General features: G+C 65.1%; 18 protein-coding genes. 8 read left to right on the plus strand and 10 right to left on the minus strand.

All coding sequences use genetic code 11. The annotated features are described in order from the left end of the window. Window positions 1–45 precede the first annotated feature (45 nt). Entirely contained in the window at window positions 46–501 is a 456-nt protein-coding gene (locus BCCGELA001_RS27255; RefSeq protein WP_008565004.1) for a VOC family protein, read from the minus strand. A gap of 22 nt (window positions 502–523) precedes the next feature. Then, complete coding sequence (locus BCCGELA001_RS27260) at window positions 524–1,699, minus strand: PA0069 family radical SAM protein (protein WP_008565005.1); 1,176 nt, start codon at window positions 1,697–1,699, stop codon at window positions 524–526. A gap of 210 nt (window positions 1,700–1,909) precedes the next feature. On the opposite strand from BCCGELA001_RS27260, the gene BCCGELA001_RS27265 reads away from it, so the two are divergent. Together BCCGELA001_RS27265 and BCCGELA001_RS27270 are read left to right on the plus strand one after the other, a co-directional pair. After that, window positions 1,910–4,324, plus strand: coding sequence for a phosphoketolase family protein (locus BCCGELA001_RS27265; RefSeq protein ID WP_060737867.1), 2,415 nt, complete (start codon window positions 1,910–1,912; stop codon window positions 4,322–4,324). 4 nt (window positions 4,325–4,328) lie between these two features. After that, window positions 4,329–5,507 carry an acetate/propionate family kinase gene (locus BCCGELA001_RS27270; protein ID WP_008565009.1) on the plus strand — a complete coding sequence of 393 codons (1,179 nt, stop codon included), beginning with the start codon at window positions 4,329–4,331 and terminating at the stop codon, window positions 5,505–5,507. A gap of 66 nt (window positions 5,508–5,573) precedes the next feature. Here BCCGELA001_RS27270 and BCCGELA001_RS27275 read toward each other — a convergent pair whose 3' ends face one another. After that, window positions 5,574–6,413 carry an RMD1 family protein gene (locus BCCGELA001_RS27275; RefSeq protein WP_060736734.1) on the minus strand — a complete coding sequence of 280 codons (840 nt, stop codon included), beginning with the start codon at window positions 6,411–6,413 and terminating at the stop codon, window positions 5,574–5,576. Between the two features lie 308 nt (window positions 6,414–6,721). Between BCCGELA001_RS27275 and BCCGELA001_RS27280 the strand changes: the two genes are divergently transcribed. Together BCCGELA001_RS27280 and BCCGELA001_RS27285 are read left to right on the plus strand one after the other, a co-directional pair. Next, window positions 6,722–7,297, plus strand: a complete 576-nt coding sequence (locus tag BCCGELA001_RS27280) for a hypothetical protein (RefSeq protein WP_008565021.1) — start codon at window positions 6,722–6,724, stop codon at window positions 7,295–7,297. A gap of 63 nt (window positions 7,298–7,360) precedes the next feature. Then, window positions 7,361–8,290 carry a bifunctional helix-turn-helix transcriptional regulator/GNAT family N-acetyltransferase gene (locus tag BCCGELA001_RS27285; protein ID WP_060736735.1) on the plus strand — a complete coding sequence of 310 codons (930 nt, stop codon included), beginning with the start codon at window positions 7,361–7,363 and terminating at the stop codon, window positions 8,288–8,290. Window positions 8,291–8,518: 228 nt separating this feature from the next. On the opposite strand, the gene moaB is transcribed toward BCCGELA001_RS27285, so the two are convergent. Together moaB and ypfJ are read right to left on the minus strand one after the other, a co-directional pair. Beyond that, on the minus strand, window positions 8,519–9,082 hold the full coding sequence (moaB, locus tag BCCGELA001_RS27290; RefSeq protein ID WP_060736736.1) for a molybdenum cofactor biosynthesis protein B: 564 nt from the start codon (window positions 9,080–9,082) through the stop codon (window positions 8,519–8,521). A gap of 151 nt (window positions 9,083–9,233) precedes the next feature. After that, window positions 9,234–10,172 (minus strand): KPN_02809 family neutral zinc metallopeptidase, encoded by a 939-nt coding sequence (gene ypfJ / locus BCCGELA001_RS27295; RefSeq protein WP_060736737.1) that lies wholly within the window; start codon window positions 10,170–10,172, stop codon window positions 9,234–9,236. A gap of 417 nt (window positions 10,173–10,589) precedes the next feature. Here ypfJ and BCCGELA001_RS27300 point away from each other — a divergent pair, with 417 nt between their 5' ends. The 3 genes from BCCGELA001_RS27300 (at window position 10,590) to BCCGELA001_RS27310 (ending at window position 13,033) form a co-directional block, all read left to right on the plus strand. Further along, window positions 10,590–11,717, plus strand: a complete 1,128-nt coding sequence (locus BCCGELA001_RS27300; RefSeq protein WP_060736738.1) for a site-specific DNA-methyltransferase — start codon at window positions 10,590–10,592, stop codon at window positions 11,715–11,717. Between the two features lie 180 nt (window positions 11,718–11,897). Then, entirely contained in the window at window positions 11,898–12,224 is a 327-nt protein-coding gene (locus BCCGELA001_RS27305; RefSeq protein WP_008565044.1) for a hypothetical protein, read from the plus strand. A 122-nt stretch (window positions 12,225–12,346) separates the two neighbouring features. Then, window positions 12,347–13,033, plus strand: a complete 687-nt coding sequence (locus BCCGELA001_RS27310; protein WP_008565046.1) for a glutathione S-transferase family protein — start codon at window positions 12,347–12,349, stop codon at window positions 13,031–13,033. 58 nt (window positions 13,034–13,091) lie between these two features. On the opposite strand, the gene BCCGELA001_RS27315 is transcribed toward BCCGELA001_RS27310, so the two are convergent. The 5 genes from BCCGELA001_RS27315 to BCCGELA001_RS27330 all read right to left on the minus strand — a co-directional run bounded on the left by BCCGELA001_RS27315 (window position 13,092) and on the right by BCCGELA001_RS27330 (window position 19,250). Then, a complete protein-coding gene (locus tag BCCGELA001_RS27315; RefSeq protein WP_060736739.1) occupies window positions 13,092–15,101 on the minus strand; it encodes a HAMP domain-containing methyl-accepting chemotaxis protein in 2,010 nt (669 codons plus the stop codon). A gap of 257 nt (window positions 15,102–15,358) precedes the next feature. Beyond that, complete coding sequence (locus tag BCCGELA001_RS27320; protein WP_060736740.1) at window positions 15,359–17,905, minus strand: HWE histidine kinase domain-containing protein; 2,547 nt, start codon at window positions 17,903–17,905, stop codon at window positions 15,359–15,361. Further along, window positions 17,902–18,558, minus strand: coding sequence for a biliverdin-producing heme oxygenase (locus BCCGELA001_RS27325; RefSeq protein WP_335339428.1), 657 nt, complete (start codon window positions 18,556–18,558; stop codon window positions 17,902–17,904). Before BCCGELA001_RS27325 ends, BCCGELA001_RS27320 begins: the two co-directional genes overlap by 4 nt. Before the next feature lie 30 nt (window positions 18,559–18,588). Next, complete coding sequence (locus tag BCCGELA001_RS39480) at window positions 18,589–18,762, minus strand: DUF1127 domain-containing protein (RefSeq protein ID WP_008565075.1); 174 nt, start codon at window positions 18,760–18,762, stop codon at window positions 18,589–18,591. Window positions 18,763–18,806: 44 nt separating this feature from the next. Further along, window positions 18,807–19,250 (minus strand): nuclear transport factor 2 family protein, encoded by a 444-nt coding sequence (locus tag BCCGELA001_RS27330; RefSeq protein ID WP_060737868.1) that lies wholly within the window; start codon window positions 19,248–19,250, stop codon window positions 18,807–18,809. Between the two features lie 90 nt (window positions 19,251–19,340). Here BCCGELA001_RS27330 and BCCGELA001_RS27335 point away from each other — a divergent pair, with 90 nt between their 5' ends. Next, entirely contained in the window at window positions 19,341–20,264 is a 924-nt protein-coding gene (locus BCCGELA001_RS27335; RefSeq protein WP_008565078.1) for a LysR family transcriptional regulator, read from the plus strand. The last annotated feature ends 68 nt before the right edge of the window (window positions 20,265–20,332 follow it).

Genomic DNA, 20,332 nt, shown 5'->3' on the forward strand with positions numbered 1-20,332 from the left:
AGCGCAACCGGGAACCCAGGATAATTCCCGTTATTCAGGCCGGCCCTACGCTGCCAGATGCACCCGTCGGTCTTCACCCACCTCGATGCCGGGCGCGACCACGGCCTCCCAGACATGACCGTCGGGATCTGAAAAATAGCCGCAATAGCCGCCGTAATCGGTCTCGCCCGCAGCCTTCAGCAGCCGCGCTCCCTTGCTGACCGCGAAAGCCAGTACGGTATCGACCTCCTCGCGTGTCCGGCAATTCCAGGCGAGCGTCATGCCGCGGAAGGCCTGCGGCCGCGGCTTGTCCGGCAAGGTGGCATCAGCAGCAAGCTGATCCCAGTGAAACAGGGCAAGCACCGGACCGCCGGTATCGTAAAAGGCGACGGCTTCGCCGGTTGCCTTCATCCGGCGCGAGAAACCGAGCGCGTCGTAGAAGGCGATGCTGGTGCGGATGTCGCTCACACCTAACGTAATCACGGTGAGCCGCGGTACCGGCACGATGAGTTCCTTGGCCATGCGAGCTCTTCCACTTCTCCGGTCAGAACAGGCTCAGCTGATCGCCGTTCCGCTTTGGCCGCGCAAAGTGATCCGTCGTCAGCCTGGAGCGCCGCTTGTTGAGGCCGAGCCTGTCGCAGGCGATCTCGAAGCGGCGGCCGATGGTCCAGGCCATTGGGCCGGTTCCCTTCATCCGCTCGCCCCATTTCGCATCGTAGTCGCGGCCGCCCCGCATGTCGCGGATCAGCGTAAAGACGTGACGGTAGCGGTCCGGATAGTTCGCCATCAGCCATTCGCGGAAGAGATCTCGCACCTCCAGCGGCAGCCGCAGCAGCACGTAAGCGGCTTCCTTGACGCCGGCATGGGCGGCGGCATCGAGGATGCGCTCGATCTCGGAATCGTTCAGCGCGGGGATCACGGGTGCGACCATCACCGTGGTCGGGATGCCGGCGTCCGACAGCTGCTTGAGCGCTTCCAGCCGCTTCGGCGGCGTCGCGGCGCGCGGCTCCATGGTGCGTGCAAGCTTCGGATCGAGCGTAGTGACGGAGATCGCGACCTTGGCGAGATTGCGCTCGGCCATCCGTGAAAGAATGTCGATATCGCGCACCACCAGCGCCGATTTGGTGACGATGCCGACGGGATGCCCGGCGCGCTCCAGCACTTCGAGGATGCCGCGCATGATCTTCCGCTCGCGCTCGATCGGCTGATAGGGATCGGTATTGGTGCCGATCGCAATCATGCGCGGCTCATAGCCGGACGCGGCGAGCTCCTTCTCCAGCAGCGCCGGCGCATCGGGCTTGGCCAACAGCTTCGACTCGAAATCGAGCCCGGGCGAGAGGCCGAGATAGGCGTGGGTCGGCCGCGCGAAACAATAGACGCAACCGTGCTCGCAGCCACGATAAGGATTGATCGAGCGATCGAAGCCGATGTCGGGAGAATCGTTGCGGGTGATCACCTTGCGCGAGGTGTCGACGGCGACGCTGGTCTTGAACGGCGGCAGCTCTTCCAGGCTCTGCCAGCCATCGTCGAAGGCGACGCGCGCTTCGGCCTCATAGCGGCCGCTGGCGTTGGACTGGGCACCCCGCCCTCGCCTGCGCGTGCGGTCGATGGCAACGCCAAGTTCTGGAAAGTCCGCGGGTAAATCAGAGTCCGCACCCGCCGGCTCGGAGGGCGCCTTGACCGGCGGGTGCTTGAGAGCATGAGAGGACGCTGGACTCATGACGCGAAGATAGCACGAGCCCGGAACAAATCAAGAACACAAACCAAAAAGCGTTAAAACAACCCCATGCACAGTAGCGCCCACCTTACGGGCGCACGCCTTTGACCTGCCGCAACACCTGCGTCACCCCGATTTCGTTTGATGCCCGTCACGGATCGATCGCGCCGGAACAAAGTTGGTGACGATCGCTGGGTGAAGGTCGGCAACAACATGACAAATCAACAACAATCGCGAGCGGCGAGCAGCGACCTCGATCTGCTCGATCGCTATTGGCGCGCTGCGAACTACCTTTCCGTCGGGCAGATCTACCTGCTCGACAATCCGCTGCTGCGCGAGCCGCTGCGGCCCGAGCACATCAAGCCGCGCTTGCTCGGCCATTGGGGCACGACGCCCGGGTTGAACTTCATCTATGCCCATCTCAATCGCGTGATCCGCGCGCTGGACCTCAGCGTGATCTACATCTGCGGCCCCGGCCATGGCGGCCCGGGCATGGTCGCCAACACCTATCTCGAAGGCAGCTACAGCGAGATCTATCCCGAAATCGCCCGCGATGCGGACGGATTGCGCAAGCTGTTCAGGCAGTTCTCCTTCCCCGGCGGCATTCCGAGCCACGCGGCGCCCGAGACGCCAGGGTCGATCCACGAGGGCGGCGAGCTCGGCTATGCGCTGGTGCACGCCTATGGCGCCGCCTTCGACAATCCTGACCTGATCGTGGCCTGCGTCGTCGGCGACGGCGAGGCAGAGACCGGTCCGCTCGCTGCGTCCTGGCACTCCAACAAGTTCCTCAACCCGGCCCATGACGGCGCGGTGCTGCCGATCCTGCATCTCAACGGCTACAAGATCGCCAACCCTACCGTGCTCGGGCGGATGCGGGACGAGGAAATTCGCAATCTCTTCCGCGGCTTCGGCCACGAGCCGCTGTTCGTCGAAGGCGACGATCCCAGATTGATGCACCAGTCCATGGCGGACGCGCTCGACGTGGCGCTCGCCAGCATTCGCTCGATCCGGCAGCATGCCCGCGATGGACGCACGACGATCGAGCGGCCGCGCTGGCCGATGATCGTGCTGCGCAGTCCCAAGGGCTGGACCGGGCCGAAAGAGGTTGACGGCAAGAAGGTCGAAGGCTTCTGGCGTGCGCACCAGGTTCCCGTTTCAGGCTGCCGCGACAACCCGGCGCACCTTAAAGTGCTCGAAGACTGGATGCGCAGCTACGAGCCGGACAAGCTGTTCGACTCGAGCGGCGCACTGATTCCCGAGCTTCAGGCGCTGGCACCCGACGGCCCGCGGCGGATGGGCGCCAATCCGCACGCCAATGGCGGGCTCCTGAAGAAAGAGCTGAAACTGCCGGACTTCCGCAGCTTCGCCGTGGAGGTGCCGCAGCCCGGCGGCGTCATCGCCGAAGCCACGCGCGAGCTCGGCAAATTCCTGCGCGACGTCATCCGCCTCAACGCCAAGGAGCGCAACTTCCGCATCATGGGCCCGGACGAGACCGCGTCAAACCGGCTGGACGCGGTGTTCGAGGCCACCGAACGCGTCTGGATGGAGCCGACCGAGCCCTACGACGTGCATCTCGCGCAGGACGGGCGTGTGATGGAGGTGCTCAGCGAGCATCTCTGCCAGGGCTGGCTCGAGGGCTATCTGCTCACCGGCAGGCATGGCTTCTTCTCCTGCTACGAGGCTTTCATCCACATCGTCGATTCCATGTTCAACCAGCATGCCAAATGGCTGAAGGTGACGCGCGAATTGCCGTGGCGCCGCCCGATCGCCTCGCTCAATTATCTCCTGACTTCGCATGTCTGGCGCCAGGACCATAACGGCTTCAGCCACCAGGACCCTGGTTTCGTCGATCTCGTCGCCAACAAGAAGGCCGATATCGTCCGCATCTATTTCCCCCCGGACGCTAACACGCTGCTGTGGATCGCCGATCACTGCCTGCGCACCTACAACCGCATCAACGTGATCGTCGCCGGCAAGCAGCCGGCGCCGCAATGGCTGTCGATGCAGGATGCGGCCACGCATTGCGATGCCGGCATCGGCATCTGGAGCTGGGCGGGCACGGAGGATGCGAGTGCAGAGCCCGACGTCGTGATGGCCTGCGCCGGCGACGTGCCGACATTGGAAACGCTCGCCGCCGTCGACCTCCTGCGCAAGGCGCTGCCGGACCTGAAAATCCGCGTCGTCAACGTCGTCGACCTGATGACGCTGCAACCGAGGGAACAGCATCCGCACGGCCTCTCCGGCCGCGACTTCGACGGCCTGTTCACAGCGGACAAGCCTGTCATCTTCGCCTATCACGGCTACCCCTATCTCATTCACCGGCTGACCTATAATCGCACCAACCATGCCGGCATGCATGTGCGCGGCTTTGCCGAGGAAGGCACCACAACGACGCCGTTCGACATGGTCGTGCTCAACAAGCTCGACCGCTACCACCTCGCCATCGAGGCGATCGAGCGCGTGCCTGGTCTCGCGACCAAAGCGGCGGGGATCAAGCAGCAATTCCGCGACAAGCTGATCGAGCACGCCCGCTATGTCCGCGAGCACGGCGAGGACATGCCCGAGGTTCAGGGCTGGGTCTGGCCGAACAGTTCCGGCGGCAACACGCCGGCCGAAGCCGGCGACTGAAGCCATGTCGGACACGGTCCTTGTCCTCAACGCGGGCTCGTCGAGCATCAAGTTCAGCCTGTTCGAGCTCGCGGCATCCGGCCCCGCCCTGCTCTGCAGCGGCCTGCTCGACGAGCACGAGGCAACGCCCAGGCTCGTGGTGAAGAGCCCTATGGGCGAGGATTTGTTCGAGACGCGGAAGGATGCGTCGGATGGGGACAGCGGCCATCTGTTCTTCGACGTGCTGGCGTTCATCGTGGAGCGTTTCGGCGAGCACCGCCTGCGCGCGGTCGGTCACCGCATCGTCCACGGCGGGCCGGACTATTCCGGACCGGTGGCGCTGACGGACGAGGTCTACGCCAGGCTGGAGGCACTGGCGCCGCTGGCCCCGTTGCACCAACCACGTTGTCTGGAGCCGGTCCGCAGCATCAAGGCGATCCGGCCGGATCTGACGCAAGTCGCCTGCTTCGACACCGCCTTCCACCACAGCCTGTCGCCGACGGCGCGCCGCTTCGCAATTCCCAGGCAATTGGAGCAGCGCGGCATCCGTCGCTACGGCTTCCACGGCCTCTCCTTCGAATACATCGCCGGGTGCCTCGCCGAGATCGCGCCGCACCTCGTTGCAAAGCGCACCGTAATCGCCCATCTCGGCAATGGCGCGAGCCTGTGCGCCCTGCGCGATGGCCGCAGCGTCGACACCACGATGGGATTGACGCCGCTCGACGGCCTCGTGATGGGCACGCGCTGCGGCACGATCGATCCCGGCGTGCTGCTCTATCTGCAGCAGCACGAGAACATGTCCGTCGAGCAGGTCCAGAAGCTGCTCTATCACGAGTCCGGTTTGCTCGGCGTCTCCGGTCTCTCCGCGGACATGCGCACGCTGCTCGCGAGCGGCACGGCTGCGGCACGCGAGGCGATCGACCTCTTCGTCCTCCGCGCGGCGCAAGAGATCGCGATGATGGCGGCCACGCTCGGTGGACTGGACTGCCTGGTCTTCACCGGCGGCATCGGCGAGCATGCCAAGGAGATCCGTAGCGCGATCGGCGAGCGTCTTGGCTGGCTCGGCGTGCGCATCGATGCCGCTGCGAACGATGCGGGGCGCGAGCGCATCAGCCGGGGCGATAGCAGCGTCGAGGTGTTCATCGTTCCGACGAACGAGGAACTGACGATCGCGCGGCATTGCGCGGCAGTGTTGCGATCATGATGAGATAGGCACCTGGCACTGCTGCTCTCCCGCAAGGAGAGAGGGCACAAGAATACGCAGTCCGAACTAATGCGTGCCCGTCAATATCTGGTAACAGCTAATCACGACCTCGATGACGATCAGCACCACCACCGCGATCTCGAGGCGGAGTGAGCGCCTTGTGTCGATGATGTCGGTAAGCGCATTCGCGGTCTCCGACACGGCCGCGAGCTTGCGCTCGAGCGTGTCGAGGCGCTCCTTCAGCTCGTACTCGTCCTCGAGACGTGAATAGAGCCGATCGAGCTCGGGCTTCTCCCAGAGCACGTCGGGTTTTTCGGCCACGGCGACGCGGCCGGCGACGCGCTGCTGCACCAGCAGCGCGTTTCCGATCAGTTGCAGGATGCCCTTGCGGCCGGGCGGCGTGCGACCCTGCTCGGCGAGCATGCGCGCGAACGGCTCGATCACGTCGAAGACCGCGGCGACGCGCCGCTCGTCGCGCGCCAACGAGGTGCTCTTGGCGAGCGCGTCCGCGATCAGGAGCAGGCGGTCGTCGGAGAATTTGGCGAGGCAGATTGGACCGCCCGGCTGGATCGCCTCGGCATTCTCATCCTTGCAGAGCTGCGCCTGCGCGGTCTCCTCCTCATGGGGGCTGAGCTCGCCGATCACGCGCGACTTCAGACTGTCGATCACGACCTTCTCCTCCGAAGGCAAAAGACCGATCAGCACCACGACGCCGTAGCGGAAGATCACGACGAGGCCGGCATGGACGCGGAAGGCGGCCGGCGTCGAGGACACCAACGTGCCGAGCTCGAGGCCGGAAGCGTTGATGCGGTCGCCGAGCATCAGCGCGCGAATCCGCAACGTCGGCGCGGCGTCCTGCTTCGGCGTTGCGGCTGCGGCGCTGGCGGCAAGGTGATCGGCGTTCATGCAAAGCCTCCGTCGGCACAAATCGTATGCTCTTCCCGTTCGCCGGTGCGTTGTAGCCGATGCATTCCTTGTACGATTGCAAACGAGCCCGGTCGTTCCACGGTCGTCCGGATTAATACGGTCCGGATGAACTCGTGCCGAAACATTCGGCAGAATCTCATCCTGCGCACGACATATTCGGCTACGACGGAGTTTACCATTGCATGCCGAGGCACCGCCGGAAAGTTGCACTCGGCAGCGTCACGTGTTTATGACAACATCATGAAGAGCTACGCTTCTCCCGAATTGCAGACATTGAAGTCTCAATCATGCTGAGCGTCATCATTCCAACCGAGGGCGTCGAGCAGACGGCGGTCGCAACGCTGGCCGCGCTCGTTCCCGGCGCGGCTGCCGGCATCATCCGCGAGGTCCTCCTGGTCGATGGCGCCGGCAATGGCGTCATCGAACGCGTCGCCGACGTTGCCGGTTGCCGTTTCATCGGCATCGAGCCATCCTCCCAAGCTGCCGCCTTCGCCGCCGGCGCACGCCAGGCCCGTTCGCCGTGGCTGATGTTCCTGCCGGCCGGCGCTGTGCTGGAGACCGGCTGGATCGAGGAGACCACCCAGTTCATCCAGGCCGTCTCGGCGAGCGGGCGGGATCGCGCGGCGGTGTTTCGCTATGCGCGCTCACCTTATGCCGACACCGGAGTCCGCGACATTCTCCGCGCCGTAGCCCGCAAGCTCGTGGGCCCGCTCGGCGATCAGGGGCTTTTGATCGCGCGCGATCATTATGACCGGCTCGGCGGATACCCACCGCAGGCCCGCCGCGCCGAGGCACGGCTGCTCCGCCGGCTCGGACGCTCATCCCGCACCATGCTGCGCAGCCGGATCGTCATGGCCGGGTGAGAGCGCCAGATACTTGCCAAAGTCAAATAATTAATTGACAATGGCAAGTATCGAGGTGATCTCATGGCAATGAACGGTATCGACGACCAGATCGCAGCGGTTCGCGCCTTCAACCGCTTTTATACCCGCAAGCTCGGCGTACTCGACCAGCACCTTGGACAGAGCCCGTTCTCGCTCAGCGAGGCCCGCGTGCTCTACGAGCTCGCCCATCGGGATGACATCGCAGCCAAGGAGATCGGCAACGAGCTCGGTCTCGACCCCGGCTATCTCAGCCGCATCGTGCAAAGCTTCGACGAAAAGGGGCTTATCACGCGAAGGCCCCTGCCCGCCGATCGCAGGCAATACCAGCTCAGCCTCACCGCCAAGGGCCGCCAGGCGTTTGCCAAGCTGAACCTGGGCTCGCAAAATGAAGTTGCGGCCATGCTGGCTCAGCTTTCGGCCGACGACGCAACGCGGCTGACTCAGGCGATGGCGACCATCGAGGCCGTGCTGGAGCAACGTCGAAGCCAGCCCGCGGCTTTCATGCTGCGCAGCCACCGCGTGGGCGACATGGGATGGGTCATCTCGCGACAGGGCGCCGCCTACGCTGCGGACTACGGCTGGGACGTCAGCTACGAGGCGCTGGTCGCCGAGATCTGCGCGCAGTTCATCAGGAACTACGACGCGGCGCGCGAGCACTGCTGGATCGCGGAAGTGGACGGCGAGCCCGTCGGCTCGGTCTTTCTGGTCAAGGCCAGCGACGAGGTCGCCAAGCTGCGCCTGTTGCAGGTGGAGAGGAAAGCGCGGGGGCTCGGCGTCGGCCGAGCGCTGGTCGAGCAATGCATCCAGGGCGCCCGCGAGAGAGGCTACAGCAGGATGACGCTGTGGACGCAGAGCATCCTGGTTGCCGCCCGTGGCATCTACAAGAGTGCGGGCTTTGAGCTCGTCGCCACCGAGCCGCATCGCAGCTTCGGGCAGGATCTGGTTGGGGAGACCTGGGAGCGGGATCTTTAATTGATCGAGGCACTTACTTCCTTCTCCCCTTGTGGGAGAAGGTGGCGCGAAGCGCCGGATGAGGGGTATCTATCCACACGGCGTGCGCTGAGAGAACCCCTCACCCAAGCGAGCTCGTGTCTACCAGCGGAGCTGCCTCTCCCACAAGGGGCGAGGGCACATCAATGCGAATCGTTCGCTCCTCTAATCGTCCGTGTGCGGATCAACATGATCCGCGCCAGCTCGTGTTCAAACCGTCGCGCCCTGCGCCTTCGGCCTTCGCAGATGCTCATCTAACCGCGGCATGATCTCGACGAAATTGCAGGGCCGCGTGCGGTAGTCGAGCTGGGCCTTGAGGATGCCGTCCCAGCCGTCGCGGCAGGCGCCGGGCGAACCGGGCAGGCAGAAGATATAGGTCGCGCCCGCGACGCCCGCCGTGGCGCGGCTCTGGATCGTCGACGCGCCGATCTTGGCGTGGCTCAGCATGTGGAACGCGATCGAGAAGCCGTCCATGCGCTTCTCGAACAGCGGCTCGATCGCCTCCGGCGTGACGTCGCGTCCCGTAAAGCCGGTGCCGCCGGTGGTGATGACGACATCGACCCCGGCATCCGCGATCCAGCGGCGGATCACGGCGCGGATCGCCTCGACATCGTCGGTGACGATCTCGCGCGCGGCCAGCTGATGACCCGCCTCGGTCAGGCGATCGGCCAGCGTCTGGCCCGACTTGTCGTCCGCGAGCGCGCGCGTGTCCGACACCGTGAGCACCGCGATGTTGAGCGGGATGAACTGCTTTGTCTCGTCGATGGAGGCCATTGTGCTTTATCCTCTTGTGTCCCGGACGCGATGCAGCGCGTAAGCGCTGCTTCGCAGAGCCGGGACCCATTGGCTTGAAACCGAGGCTGTGGGCCCCCGGCTCAGCGGCTCAGCATTCCATGCTGCGCCGCGTCCGGGGCACGAGACTTTGCTATTGCCCACCGCCGAACGTGTTGCAGGCCTGCACCGTGCCCTGCTGATAGCCGGTCATGAACCACTGCTTGCGCTGCGCCGCCGAGCCGTGGGTGAAGGAATCCGGCACGACGCGTCCCGTGGCCTGGCGCTGCAGCGTATCGTCCCCGATCGCGCTCGCCGTGGACAGGGCGGCGTCGATGTCGCCGGGCTCGAGGAAGTTCGGGCGCTTCTTGGCCTCGCGGTTGACCCAGACGCCGGACAGGCAGTCGGCCTGCAACTCGACCTTCACCTGAAGCGCATTGGCTTCGGCCTTGCTGCCGGCCTGCTGCTGCAGGCGTGTCACGCGCGGAATGATGCCGAGCAGGTTCTGGATGTGATGACCGACCTCGTGCGCGATGATGTAGGCCGTGGTGAAATTGCACGCCGACTTGCCGGAGCAGCCGCGGAATCGCGTCTCGACCTCGCGGAAGAAGCTGGTGTCGAGGAAGATGGTGCGGTCCGGCGGGCAATAGAACGGACCCATCGCCGACTGCGCCATGCCGCAGCGGCCGCCATTGGTGGCGTTGCGGAACAGCACGATCTTCGGACCAGTATAGGTCTGGCCGTTGGCCTGGAAAATCTCGGTCCAGCGGTCGTCGATCTCGCCGAGGATGCCCGAGATCATGCTGCCCATCTCGTCGGTGGGCGCGCCGCGCTTGCCGGAAGAGGACTGGCGATCGGTCTGGTAGGTCGGCGCATGGCCGCCGCCGGTGAGGATCTCGGCGCCGCCGATCAGGATGCGCGGGTCGATGCCGAAGGCATAGCCGACCAGGCCGAGGATGATGATGGTGCCGATGCCGAGCCCGCCGCCGCCCATGGGCAGGCCGAACCCGCCGCCTCCGCCGCCGCCAAAGCCACCACCTTCGTCGCGACGATCCTCGATGTCGTCGCTGCGGCGGAAGTCATCGTAACGCATGGCGGCCTTCCCCTCGGGGTCCCTGGTTCAAGTTCGTCGGTGCGCATCGACGCCAAAGCTCAACGCGCCACACACGTAAAATTTCCGTTGCTTTTATCAATATCGTGGCCGGCAAAAATTGCCTAGTGCGACAGCATGCCGGTGCCAGCAAATTTTTCCGAGGGTCGAGCAATTTTTTCCGAGAGAAATTTGCAGCCTTTTTGGAGCCATGATTGCTTCCGCAACGCGAGCAACCGCGAAATACACTATAAAACACGGCGTATGCGCACGACGACATGCACGCAGAACGCGATGCGAGTGTTGCCCACGAAAGCGGCGGGTTAAGTCGATTTTTACTTTGCCGCTTCAATGTAACGGTCAGTCGGTTGTTTGGTCCCGCGTCGCCGACAGCGTCGCCTGAGTCAGAGTTCTTGAGTCATGGTAGAGTCGCGTCGCGGGGCGTCTGCAAGGGCGCCCCGCACAAATTTTGAGTCCGCCTCGCATCGCATCATCCTCGGCGATTGCGTCGCCGAGATGTCGAAGCTTCAGGCTGGTTCGGTCGATCTCGTGTTCGCCGATCCGCCCTACAATCTCCAGCTCAAGGGCGACCTGAAGCGCCCCGACGAATCCCATGTCGACGCCGTCGACGACGATTGGGACAAGTTCGATTCGTTCTCCGCCTATGACGATTTCACCCGCGCCTGGCTGCTTGCCGCACGCCGCGCGATGAAGCCGTCGGCGACGATCTGGGTGATCGGCTCCTATCACAACATCTTCCGCGTCGGCGCCATCATGCAGGACCTCGGCTTCTGGCTCCTGAACGACATCGTCTGGCGCAAGACCAACCCGATGCCGAATTTCCGCGGCCGCCGCTTCACCAATGCGCACGAGACCATGATCTGGGCCGCGCGCGACGAGAAGGCCAAGGGCTACACGTTCAATTACGAGGCGCTGAAGGCGGCCAACGAGGACGTGCAGGCACGCTCCGACTGGCTGATCCCGCTGTGCACCGGCGAGGAGCGCCTCAAGGGCGCCGACGGCAAGAAAGTGCATCCGACGCAGAAGCCGGAAGGCCTGCTCGCGCGCGTGCTGCTGTCCTCCTCCAAGCCCGGCGATCTCGTGATCGATCCCTTCAACGGCACCGGCACCACGGGCGCGGTCGCCAAGCGTCTCGGCCGCTCCTATATCGGCTTCGAGCGCGACAAGACCTATGCGAAGGCCGCGGAAGCGCGCATCGCCGCGGTCGAGCCGCTGCCGGAAGCGAGCCTCGCCCCATTCATGACCGCGCGCGAAGCGCCACGGGTGGCGTTCTCCGAGCTGATCGAGCGCGGCATGATCATGCCCGGCACGAAACTGTTCGACGCCAAGAAGAAGCTCGGCGCCCTGGTGCGCGCCGACGGCGCCATCATGCTGGGTGACAAGGTCGGCTCGATCCACCGCATCGGCGCCGTGGCGCAAGGCTCGCAAGCCTGCAACGGCTGGACCTTCTGGCATGTCGAGACCAAGAAGGGCCTCAAGCTGATCGACGAACTCCGCGCCGAGATCCGCGCCGGCATGGCGGAGTAGCGGCTTTCGCGATCTCGTAGGGTGGGCAAAGCGAAAGCGTGCCCACCATCCCCGTCCATCCAGATGGAAGCAGTGCCGGTGGGCACGGCGCTCCGCGCCTTTGCCCACCCTACGGCATCTTGAAGGAGGCGCCAGGCAGGACTAGATTTTACCGATCAGTCCCGTCCCGGTCCGGCTCCCATGCGACGACAGTCCGAGACATTGCTGCTGGTGCCTTTGCTGCCGATCTTCCTGCTCGGCATGTTTCCGATGTTCCTGATCGCGCTGTTAGGCTTCTTCGGCCTCGCCCTATTCGGCGTGCTCGTGGTCTGCGTCGGACTCGCCAGCAGCAACGAGGCGCACGATAACTTCAACCATGACGTCATCGTGCACGGCTACGCGCGCGGATCGGAGCGCAAGGCGCGTGCGTCGGACATGCATCTCGCCGCGAGGCTCGGATTGCGGCTGGAGGCCGTGGGCGCAGCGATGGTCATTACGGCGGCCATCGGCCTTTGTTACGCCTCCTGATCTGCGCACCGCGCAGATACCGCCCGGCAAACTCGGCGGTTGCTCTCGCGGAGCAGGTTCGGGCAAGTGGGGACCGCGGCAATGACACCGCGCCCGCTTCGGCAACAACATTGGGGAGATCGATGCTCAAATTCTATTTCAACGGATCGCCGAACCCGACCAAGGTCGCGCTCTATCTCGAAGAGGCGGGACTGCCGTACGAGCCGGTGAAGATCGATACCCGCAAGGGCGAGCAGTTCACGCCGGACTACCTCGAGATCAATCCGAACGGCAAGGTGCCGGCGATCGACGACAACGGCACCATCGTGTTCGACTCGAACGCCATCCTGCTCTATCTCGCCGAGAAGACGGGCAAGTTTCTGCCCCCCGCCAGCGTGCGCGGCGAGACGCTGTCCTGGCTGATGTTCGTTGCGACCGGCGTCGGGCCGTATTCGGGGCAGGCGGTGCACTTCAAGCACTTTGCGCCGAAGGAGCAGAACCACGACTACGCCCATAACCGCTACCAGTACGAGACCGACCGCCACTACAGGATTCTCGACGGCCATCTCAACGGCCGCCGTTACATGGTCGGCGACAGCTATTCGATCGTCGACATGGCGCTGTGGGGCTGGGCACGGATGGTGCCGTTCAAGCTCGGCGACGACGCCTTTACGCGGTACCCGAACGTGAAGCGGCTGGTGGACGAGATCTCGGCGCGGCCGGCGGCCGCGCGCGCCGTCGCGCTGAAGGACAAGTTCACCTTCAAGGCCGAGATGGACGACGAGGCGCGAGCCAACATGTTCAAGCACATGACCACCAAGGTGGCCTGATCGCGCCGGGACGTTGTTAGAGGCCACGCGCATGCGCGTGGCCTCTTGCTTTTAGAACTCAGGCGGCGTGGACCGTCTCGAGGAACCTCTCGACCTCGATCTTCAAGCGATTGCTGTCGGCCGACAACGACCGCGCCGCCGAGAGCACTTGCGAGGAGGCCGAGCCGGTCTCGGAGGCGCCGCGCTGCACGTCGCCGATATTGGTCGAGACGCGCTGGGTGCCCTGGGCAGCCTGCTGCACGTTGCGGGAGATTTCCCGCGTGGCTGCGCCCTGCTCTTCCACGGCGGCCGCGACCGTCGCGGAGATCTCGGACAGCCGCTCGATGGTGCCACTGATCTCCCTGATGGCGCCGACCGACTGCTCCGTGGCGGCCTGGATGTTGGCGATCTGCTGGCCGATCTCGCCGGTCGCCTTCGCGGTCTGCTCGGCCAGCGCCTTGACCTCGGTCGCGACCACGGCAAAGCCGCGACCGGCTTCGCCAGCGCGCGCGGCCTCGATGGTGGCGTTGAGCGCGAGGAGATTGGTCTGGCCAGCGATGGTGCTGATCAACTCGACCACGTCGCCGATCCGCGCCGCCGCCTTGGAGAGCTCGCCGACGCGGTCATTGGTCCTGCTGGCCTGGCCGACGGCCTCGCCGGCGATCCGGGCGGATTCCTGCACCTGACGGGCGATCTCGCCGACCGAGGAGGACAGCTCCTCGGTGGCCGAGGCGACTGCCTGCACGTTGGCGGTGGCTTCCTGCGATGCGGAGGCCACCTCGGTCGACAGATCCTGGGCGCGCGAGGCGGTCGTGGTCAGCGTGCCGGCCGAGGCCTCGAGCTCGTTCGATGCCGACGACACGGTATTGACGATCTCGCCGACGGCCTGCTCGAACTGGTCGGCGAGCCTGACCATGTCCTGCTTGCGGCTTTCGGCCTGCCGCGCCTCGAGCTCGCTCTGCTCGGCGCGCATGCGCTCGGTGTCGATCATGTTGTCCTTGAACACCTGGATCGCCTTGGCCATGTCGCCGATCTCGTCGGCCTTGCCGCGCCCGGGAATCTCGACCGCGAGATTGCCGCCGGCCAGCTGCCCCATCGCGCGCGTCATCGAGGCCAGGGGCCCGACGATGCTGCGGGCGATCAGGAAGGCGACGATGCCGCCGAACAGGATGGCGAGACCGCCTGCGACTTCCTGAACGGTCGTCGTGCTCGCGATCACGGCCTCGGCGTGGCTGCGCGAGTCCTGATAGTCCGTCTTCAGCGTCGCTTCCGCGGCCTTGAGCCTGGCGATGCTGTCGACGATCAGCGGGGCGAGGCTCTTGTGATAGATCTCGTCGGCCTGAAGCATCGCAGCCGAGGTCGTCTCGAATGCGGATTTGTAGATTCCGAGCGAGGTCTTCACGGGCGCGAGCGTGGCACGCAACTCCGTCGCTTGAGGGCTCTTTTCCAGCGCCGAAAGCCGTTGTGCCGCCCTGTCCACACTCGCCCTGAAGTTGGCCGGCCCCTGCGCATCGCGCAAGGCCAGGAAACGCCAGTTCGCGATCCGGACCAGGAGGACCCTGGATTCGAGGTCCGCGACCAGGGCCGCGGTGTCTTCATCGACGGCGGCGCGCGCCGTATCGGCCAGCTTGCTCATCTTGGCCGCCAGCTCCTCTCCGCCCGGCAGCAGAGACGCCTTGCCCGTCCTCGCTTCATTGACGGCGTCGGAGAGATTGTCGCGCAGGCGCCGCATCTTGGCGATGTCGTCGATGAGGCCGTTGTAGAGCTTCTTCCGCTCCTCCGAGAGCGCGCCTTTCGCCGCGACCTGCAACAGCTCGGTCGCCGCGGCTTCCCGCTCCTGGGCTTCCTTCATGGCGGACTCATTGGCGTCATAGACGTAGCGCAGATTGGCGCGCTGGATCGCCTGCAGATGGGTCGAGATCTCCAGCACGCGCGCCGTGCTGTCCGACAGCGCGGATTGTCTTGCAACCTGATCCTGCACCGCCTGCAAATTCCAGACGGCAACCACCGCCATCACCAGACCGACCGCCACGAGGGCCATGAAGCCTGCGTACAGGCGTCCCCTGATCCGCAAACGAAACTTCGCCATTCCCACTGTCCACCCAGATGCATGTCACTTCGAGCGGCCGAACGATTCCGGCGATGTCGCGGCCACCCCGGCAGCCTCACATCGCGTCGATGCGACTCACGCTGCACCGCGGCACAATGGGGGACACTCGTTAATTGAACCTTCAAATTGTTCGCGCGCGCAGGACCGGCCCGCACAAGACGTGCCGATTTTTATCGGCAGCCGTGCACAGCCGAGCAGAAATCCGCAGCGCCATGCAGAGTTCGGCCCACGAAGGTTTACCCGGCGCTAACCTGCTGCAATTTCCCGAGCGCGTTCTCGACCACTTCCAGCGTGTAGGGCTTCTGGACCACCGGCACCGAGGCCAGCTCCGCCGGAAGCGGCGCGCGCTCGCCATAGCCGGTCGCGAACATGAAGGGCACGCCGATCTCCTTCAGCTTGTGCGCCACCTTGATGCTGCTCTCGCTGCCGAGGTTGAGATCGAGCAGGGCAAAGCTCGGCCGGGTGCGCTCGATCGAGCGCAGCGCCTGATCGACAGTCGCGGCGGTGTCGACGTGACGGGCGCCGAGGTCGAGCAGGATGACCTCGGCGGCCATCGCGATGATCAGGTTGTCCTCGACGATCAGGGCCGTCTCGGAAATCCTGGGCTTGGCGGATTTCTGCTCTTCAATGCGCATGGCGGCTCCCGCGATGGACGGCAATAGCTGGACGAAATTGGGGGGAATGACGAATTTCGCGTGCACACCCAGAAGGTCGAAGCGAATTTCGGCATCGCCCTTGAGATCGAACGGCACCGACCGCTCGATGATCGTCGTGCCGAAGCCGCGCCGCGAGGGCGGCTGCACCGGCGGACCGCCGCTCTCCTTCCATTCGATGACGAGGCTGGAAGACGGATCGAGGCGCCAGACCACTTCGACATTGCCGGTGGAATCGGCAAGCGCGCCGTATTTGGCGGAGTTGGTCATCATCTCGTGCACGACGAGCGCCAGCGTCGCGAAAGCCTTGGGATCGAGCGCGACGTCGGGGCCGCCCATCTTCACGCGGTCGGCGCGCGAGCCGAGATAGGCGCCCGCCTCGGATTCGACCAGGGTGCGCAGCGCCACCGGTGCCCAATTGAGATTGGTGATCTGGTCATGCGCGCGCGCCAGTGCCTGGATACGGCCGCCGAGAACGCTGGCGAATTCCTCGATGCTGGTCGCGGTGTCCTTGCTCTGCGCCACTAGCGCGCGGACGAGGCTCAGGATGTTGCGGACCCGATGATTGAGCTCGGCAATCATCAGTTCCTGCCGCTCCTGCGCGCCGCGCCGCTCACGCGCGGCGAGGTCGGACAGTTGCAGGATCACCTCGAGCAGGGTGACGCGCAGGCTCTCGGCGATGCGAATGTCGGCGACCGACCACGGCTTCGATTGGCCCGCCACGGTCTCCTGCCACAGTTCGAAGCTTCTGCGCGGCGTCAGCCGGGGACCGTTGGGGCCCTCGTCATAGACCTTGTCGGGAGCACCGGCCCAGTTGACCGAGCGCGTCACCTCTCGGCGGAAGAAGATCAGGCAATCGCGCGGCGTGCGCGAGATCGGGATGGCGAGAAAGCCGGCGGCGCGGTCGCGGAAGGCCTCACCGGCGGCGTAGACCTTGGCGATCTCGGCGCTGGCGAAGATCCGGCCCGGCGAGGTGCGGTTGATGAAGGCGACGAGGTCCTTCACCTCGTCCTCCGTCGGCGTCTCACCCTCGCATGCAATCCTGTCGTCGGACCAGACCGCGACGCCGTCGCACGCGATCATCTTGCGATAGTCGCCGAGAAAATCGACGATCGCGCGCCGGCTGTGCTCGTGCGAGGCTGCGATCTCAATCAGCCGCTCCTGCACCTGGTGCGCGCGGGCCTCATAGGCGACGTCGCCCTCCCGCTCGCGCCCTTCGACGATCCAGGAGAACATCTGGCCGAACAGCTCGGACGCCGTACGCTTGTCGAACGAGATGTAACGCGGCGAATAATGATGGCAGGCGAACAGGCCCCACAGCTTACCGTCGCGCAGGATCGACACCGACATCGAGGCGGCGACGCCCATGTTGCGGAGGTATTCGATGTGGATCGGCGACACCGAGCGCAGCACGCTCATCGAGAGGTCGAGCAGTCCGGCATTGTGCGTGGCCGTCGACACCAGCGCGGCCGGCCGGGTATTGACGTCGGCGATGATGCGCAGCCAGTTGCGCTGGTAGAGCGCGCGGGCCTGCCGCGGGATGTCCGAAGCCGGATAACGCAGGCCGAAGAACGATTCGAGCCCGGCCTCCGCCGTCTCGGCGATGACCTCGCCCGATCCGTCCGGGTGAAACTGGTAGACCATCACCCGGTCGAAGCCGGTCAGCACCTTGAGCTGGCGCGCCGCCTCGCGAGCGAGATCGGTCATGCCGCGCGTCTTGCGGATGCGCTCCAGCATCAGGCGCACGAGCTCGCCGGAATTGACGCCCGGCTCGTTGACGCTGGGCTCGGCTTCCACCACGAGATAGGCGCCCGAGAAATGGATCGACAGATCGTAAAGCGGCTTGCCGGCCTGGAGCTCGACACCGAACAGACGCTCGGTCGCGTCCGGCCCTGCGAGATGATCGACACGGTTGCGGATCGTCTCGACCGCCGCTTCCGAGATCACGCTCGATAACGGCCGCTGCAACAGATCGGCGACGTCGGCCCCGAGGAAGCTGCCGGCATTGTCCGAGGCCATGCAGATCGTGAAGTCCGAGAGCACCGCGAGCAGGAAGCCGAAGGGCTGCACACTGCCGGGAACGTGGATCGGCTCCCGATCGCAATTGGTGAGATTGACGGCCTCGTTCATGCCCGGTCCGCCGCCCGCTCGAACGCCGCGAAGGCCGCGCGCGCCGCTTCGATCACCTCATCCTCGTCGCTGACCTCTTCGCTTTGCAGCTTCGACAGGAAGCTCTGCCAGAGCCGCTTGCCCGCGCCATGGCTCAGATAGCTGGTCGCCTCCGTGATGCGCGGGTCGGCGGCGTCGGCGACCTCCTTCAGCAGGAACTTGGCTCCGAGCCGGGAGCCTTCCAGCACATACATGGTGCCGAGCATCCCGCCGGACGTCAGCGGCGGCACGGACACGGTGGGTTGCGCGGCACTGCCGAGCCGTCCGAGATCGGCCGCGATCGCGGCGCTACGCGACCGCTCCGGCCAATCCGGAAACATGCTGGCGACGCCTGCGTCGACGAGCGCCGCTTCAAGCGGAAGTAGCGCGCCAGCGCTGGCTTGAAGAAAGCGACGATAGCCCGCCACGACGGTCAGATCGAACGATGAAAGCTGCGCATCGAGCTCCCGGTGAGCAGCCGCAGTCGCATCTCTCAGTCGATCACGGAGTCCTGGGAAGCTGCGGCCCACCCGTGTCGAAACGTCCGAAGCCCCAACCAGCATGAAATTCCCAAACGCGCGCGATGCCGGGGGCGCAATTGCCCCGGAAGCGAAGGAAACGCCGGCGGAACCCAAAAGGTTCCGCCGGACCGGCCACCTCCCTCGTCATTTCCTCCGCCGGGGCTTATGCAGCTCGTACACGATCTCCGCCCGGGTCATCCCAAAGTCCAGCAACTCCCGCTCGGTCATCGCGGCGAGCTGATACCGAGCCCGGGACCGCTCGCGCCTGATACGGACGGTCCCGGCCAGCGCCTGCCAGGCGCGCACGAGCATCGACATCTGTGCAGGATGAGATCGGTCGGCGGACTCTGCATGCGATCCACTCAGCTCGCAGGCCTCAGCAGTGCCTGCGGAAAAGGACCGAGCGCCTTCTCGGTCAGGATCGAGTCGCAATATTCCCGGATCTCCTTGATCTTGCCGTCCTCCAGGCGAAACACGAGACAATAGTCGTTGTCGTAGCGCACGCCCGCGGGGGTGACGTTGTCGCCCTTGGCTTCCACCACGACGATATCGCCATCGGCAATGAAGCGATCGGCGACGGTGCGCGTGCGGTCACGCAGGCGGGTGCGGACATAGCCGTGCAGATCGTTGAGGATCGACTCCTTGCCGGCAAAGGTGCGCGACCAGGAATACTGCCCGGTCACGATCCATTGGGCGTCGTCGGCGAGGCTTGCGGTGAACAGCGCGCGGTCGCGCGCGGCGGGATCAGGGTCGGCGGCCGCGGCAAAGATATCCTGCAGCAGTTTCTTGTTGGTGCTCGCGCTCATGGCGGCATCTCCTTGTGTGACAACGCCGAGATGATCGTCGAACAATTGGCATTCTTCAAATCGATATAGAGCATGATATCTATTCACCTTATGAATTTGAATTCGCTTGACCTCAATCTGTTGACCGCCCTCGACGCATTGCTGCGCGAGGCCAATGTCAGCCGCGCGGCCATGCGCATCGGCCTGTCTCAGCCGGCGACGAGCCACGCGCTGCAGCGCCTGCGTGACATCTTCGGCGATCCGCTGCTGGTGCGCACCGGCGCACGGATGGAGCTGACGCCGCGAGCGCTGGCCCTGCGCGTGCCGCTGGCGCAGGCGCTCGACCAGGTGCGCGGGCTGTTCGTGCCGGAGGATTTCGACGCGGCGCGCAGCGAGCGGCAATTCCGCCTGATGATGCCGGATCTCGCGGTCGAGCTGTTGATGCCGCCCTTGATGGAGAAGGTGACGCGCGCCGCCCCCAACGTCCGCATCGACGTGGTGCCGTGGCGCGGATCGGCGATCTTCCATGCCGAATTCGCCCGCACCATCGACCTCGTGATCTCGATCGGCAACGCCTTCAAGGGTTTCCACCGCCAGCTGCTCTATACCGACAGCGACGCGCTGGCCGTGCGCCGCGGCCATCCGATCGGCGCGAAGCTGAAGCGGCGGGAGACGTTCCTGGCGGCCCGCCATGTCGGCGTGATCATTCGCGGCGGCAATGAGGATCTGATTGACCCCTGGCTGCGCACCAAGGGGATCGAGCGGCACATCGCCCTGGTGGTGTCAGGCTATCTCGAAGCGCTGCACGTCGCTGCCCGCACCGATCTCGTCGCCTTCGTGCCGCGCCGGCTGATCGCAGCGCTGTCGAAGCAACTCGGCCTCGTCACGGTGACGCCGCCGCTCGACCCGGGGATCGACGAGCAGTTCATGTTCCATCCAACCCGCGCGCAGATGGACCCGGGCTCGATCTGGCTGAGAAGGCTGATGCTGGAGACGGGACGGGAATTGGAGCAAGCCAAGCGCAAGCTCCCGTAGGGTGGGCAAAGCGAAGCGTGCCCACCACTTGTGCGGCAATCTTGGAAGCATGGTGGGCACGGCGCTGC

It is taken from the genome of Bradyrhizobium sp. CCGE-LA001, assembly GCF_000296215.2.
In the GTDB taxonomy this organism is placed as follows: Bacteria; Pseudomonadota; Alphaproteobacteria; order Rhizobiales; family Xanthobacteraceae; genus Bradyrhizobium.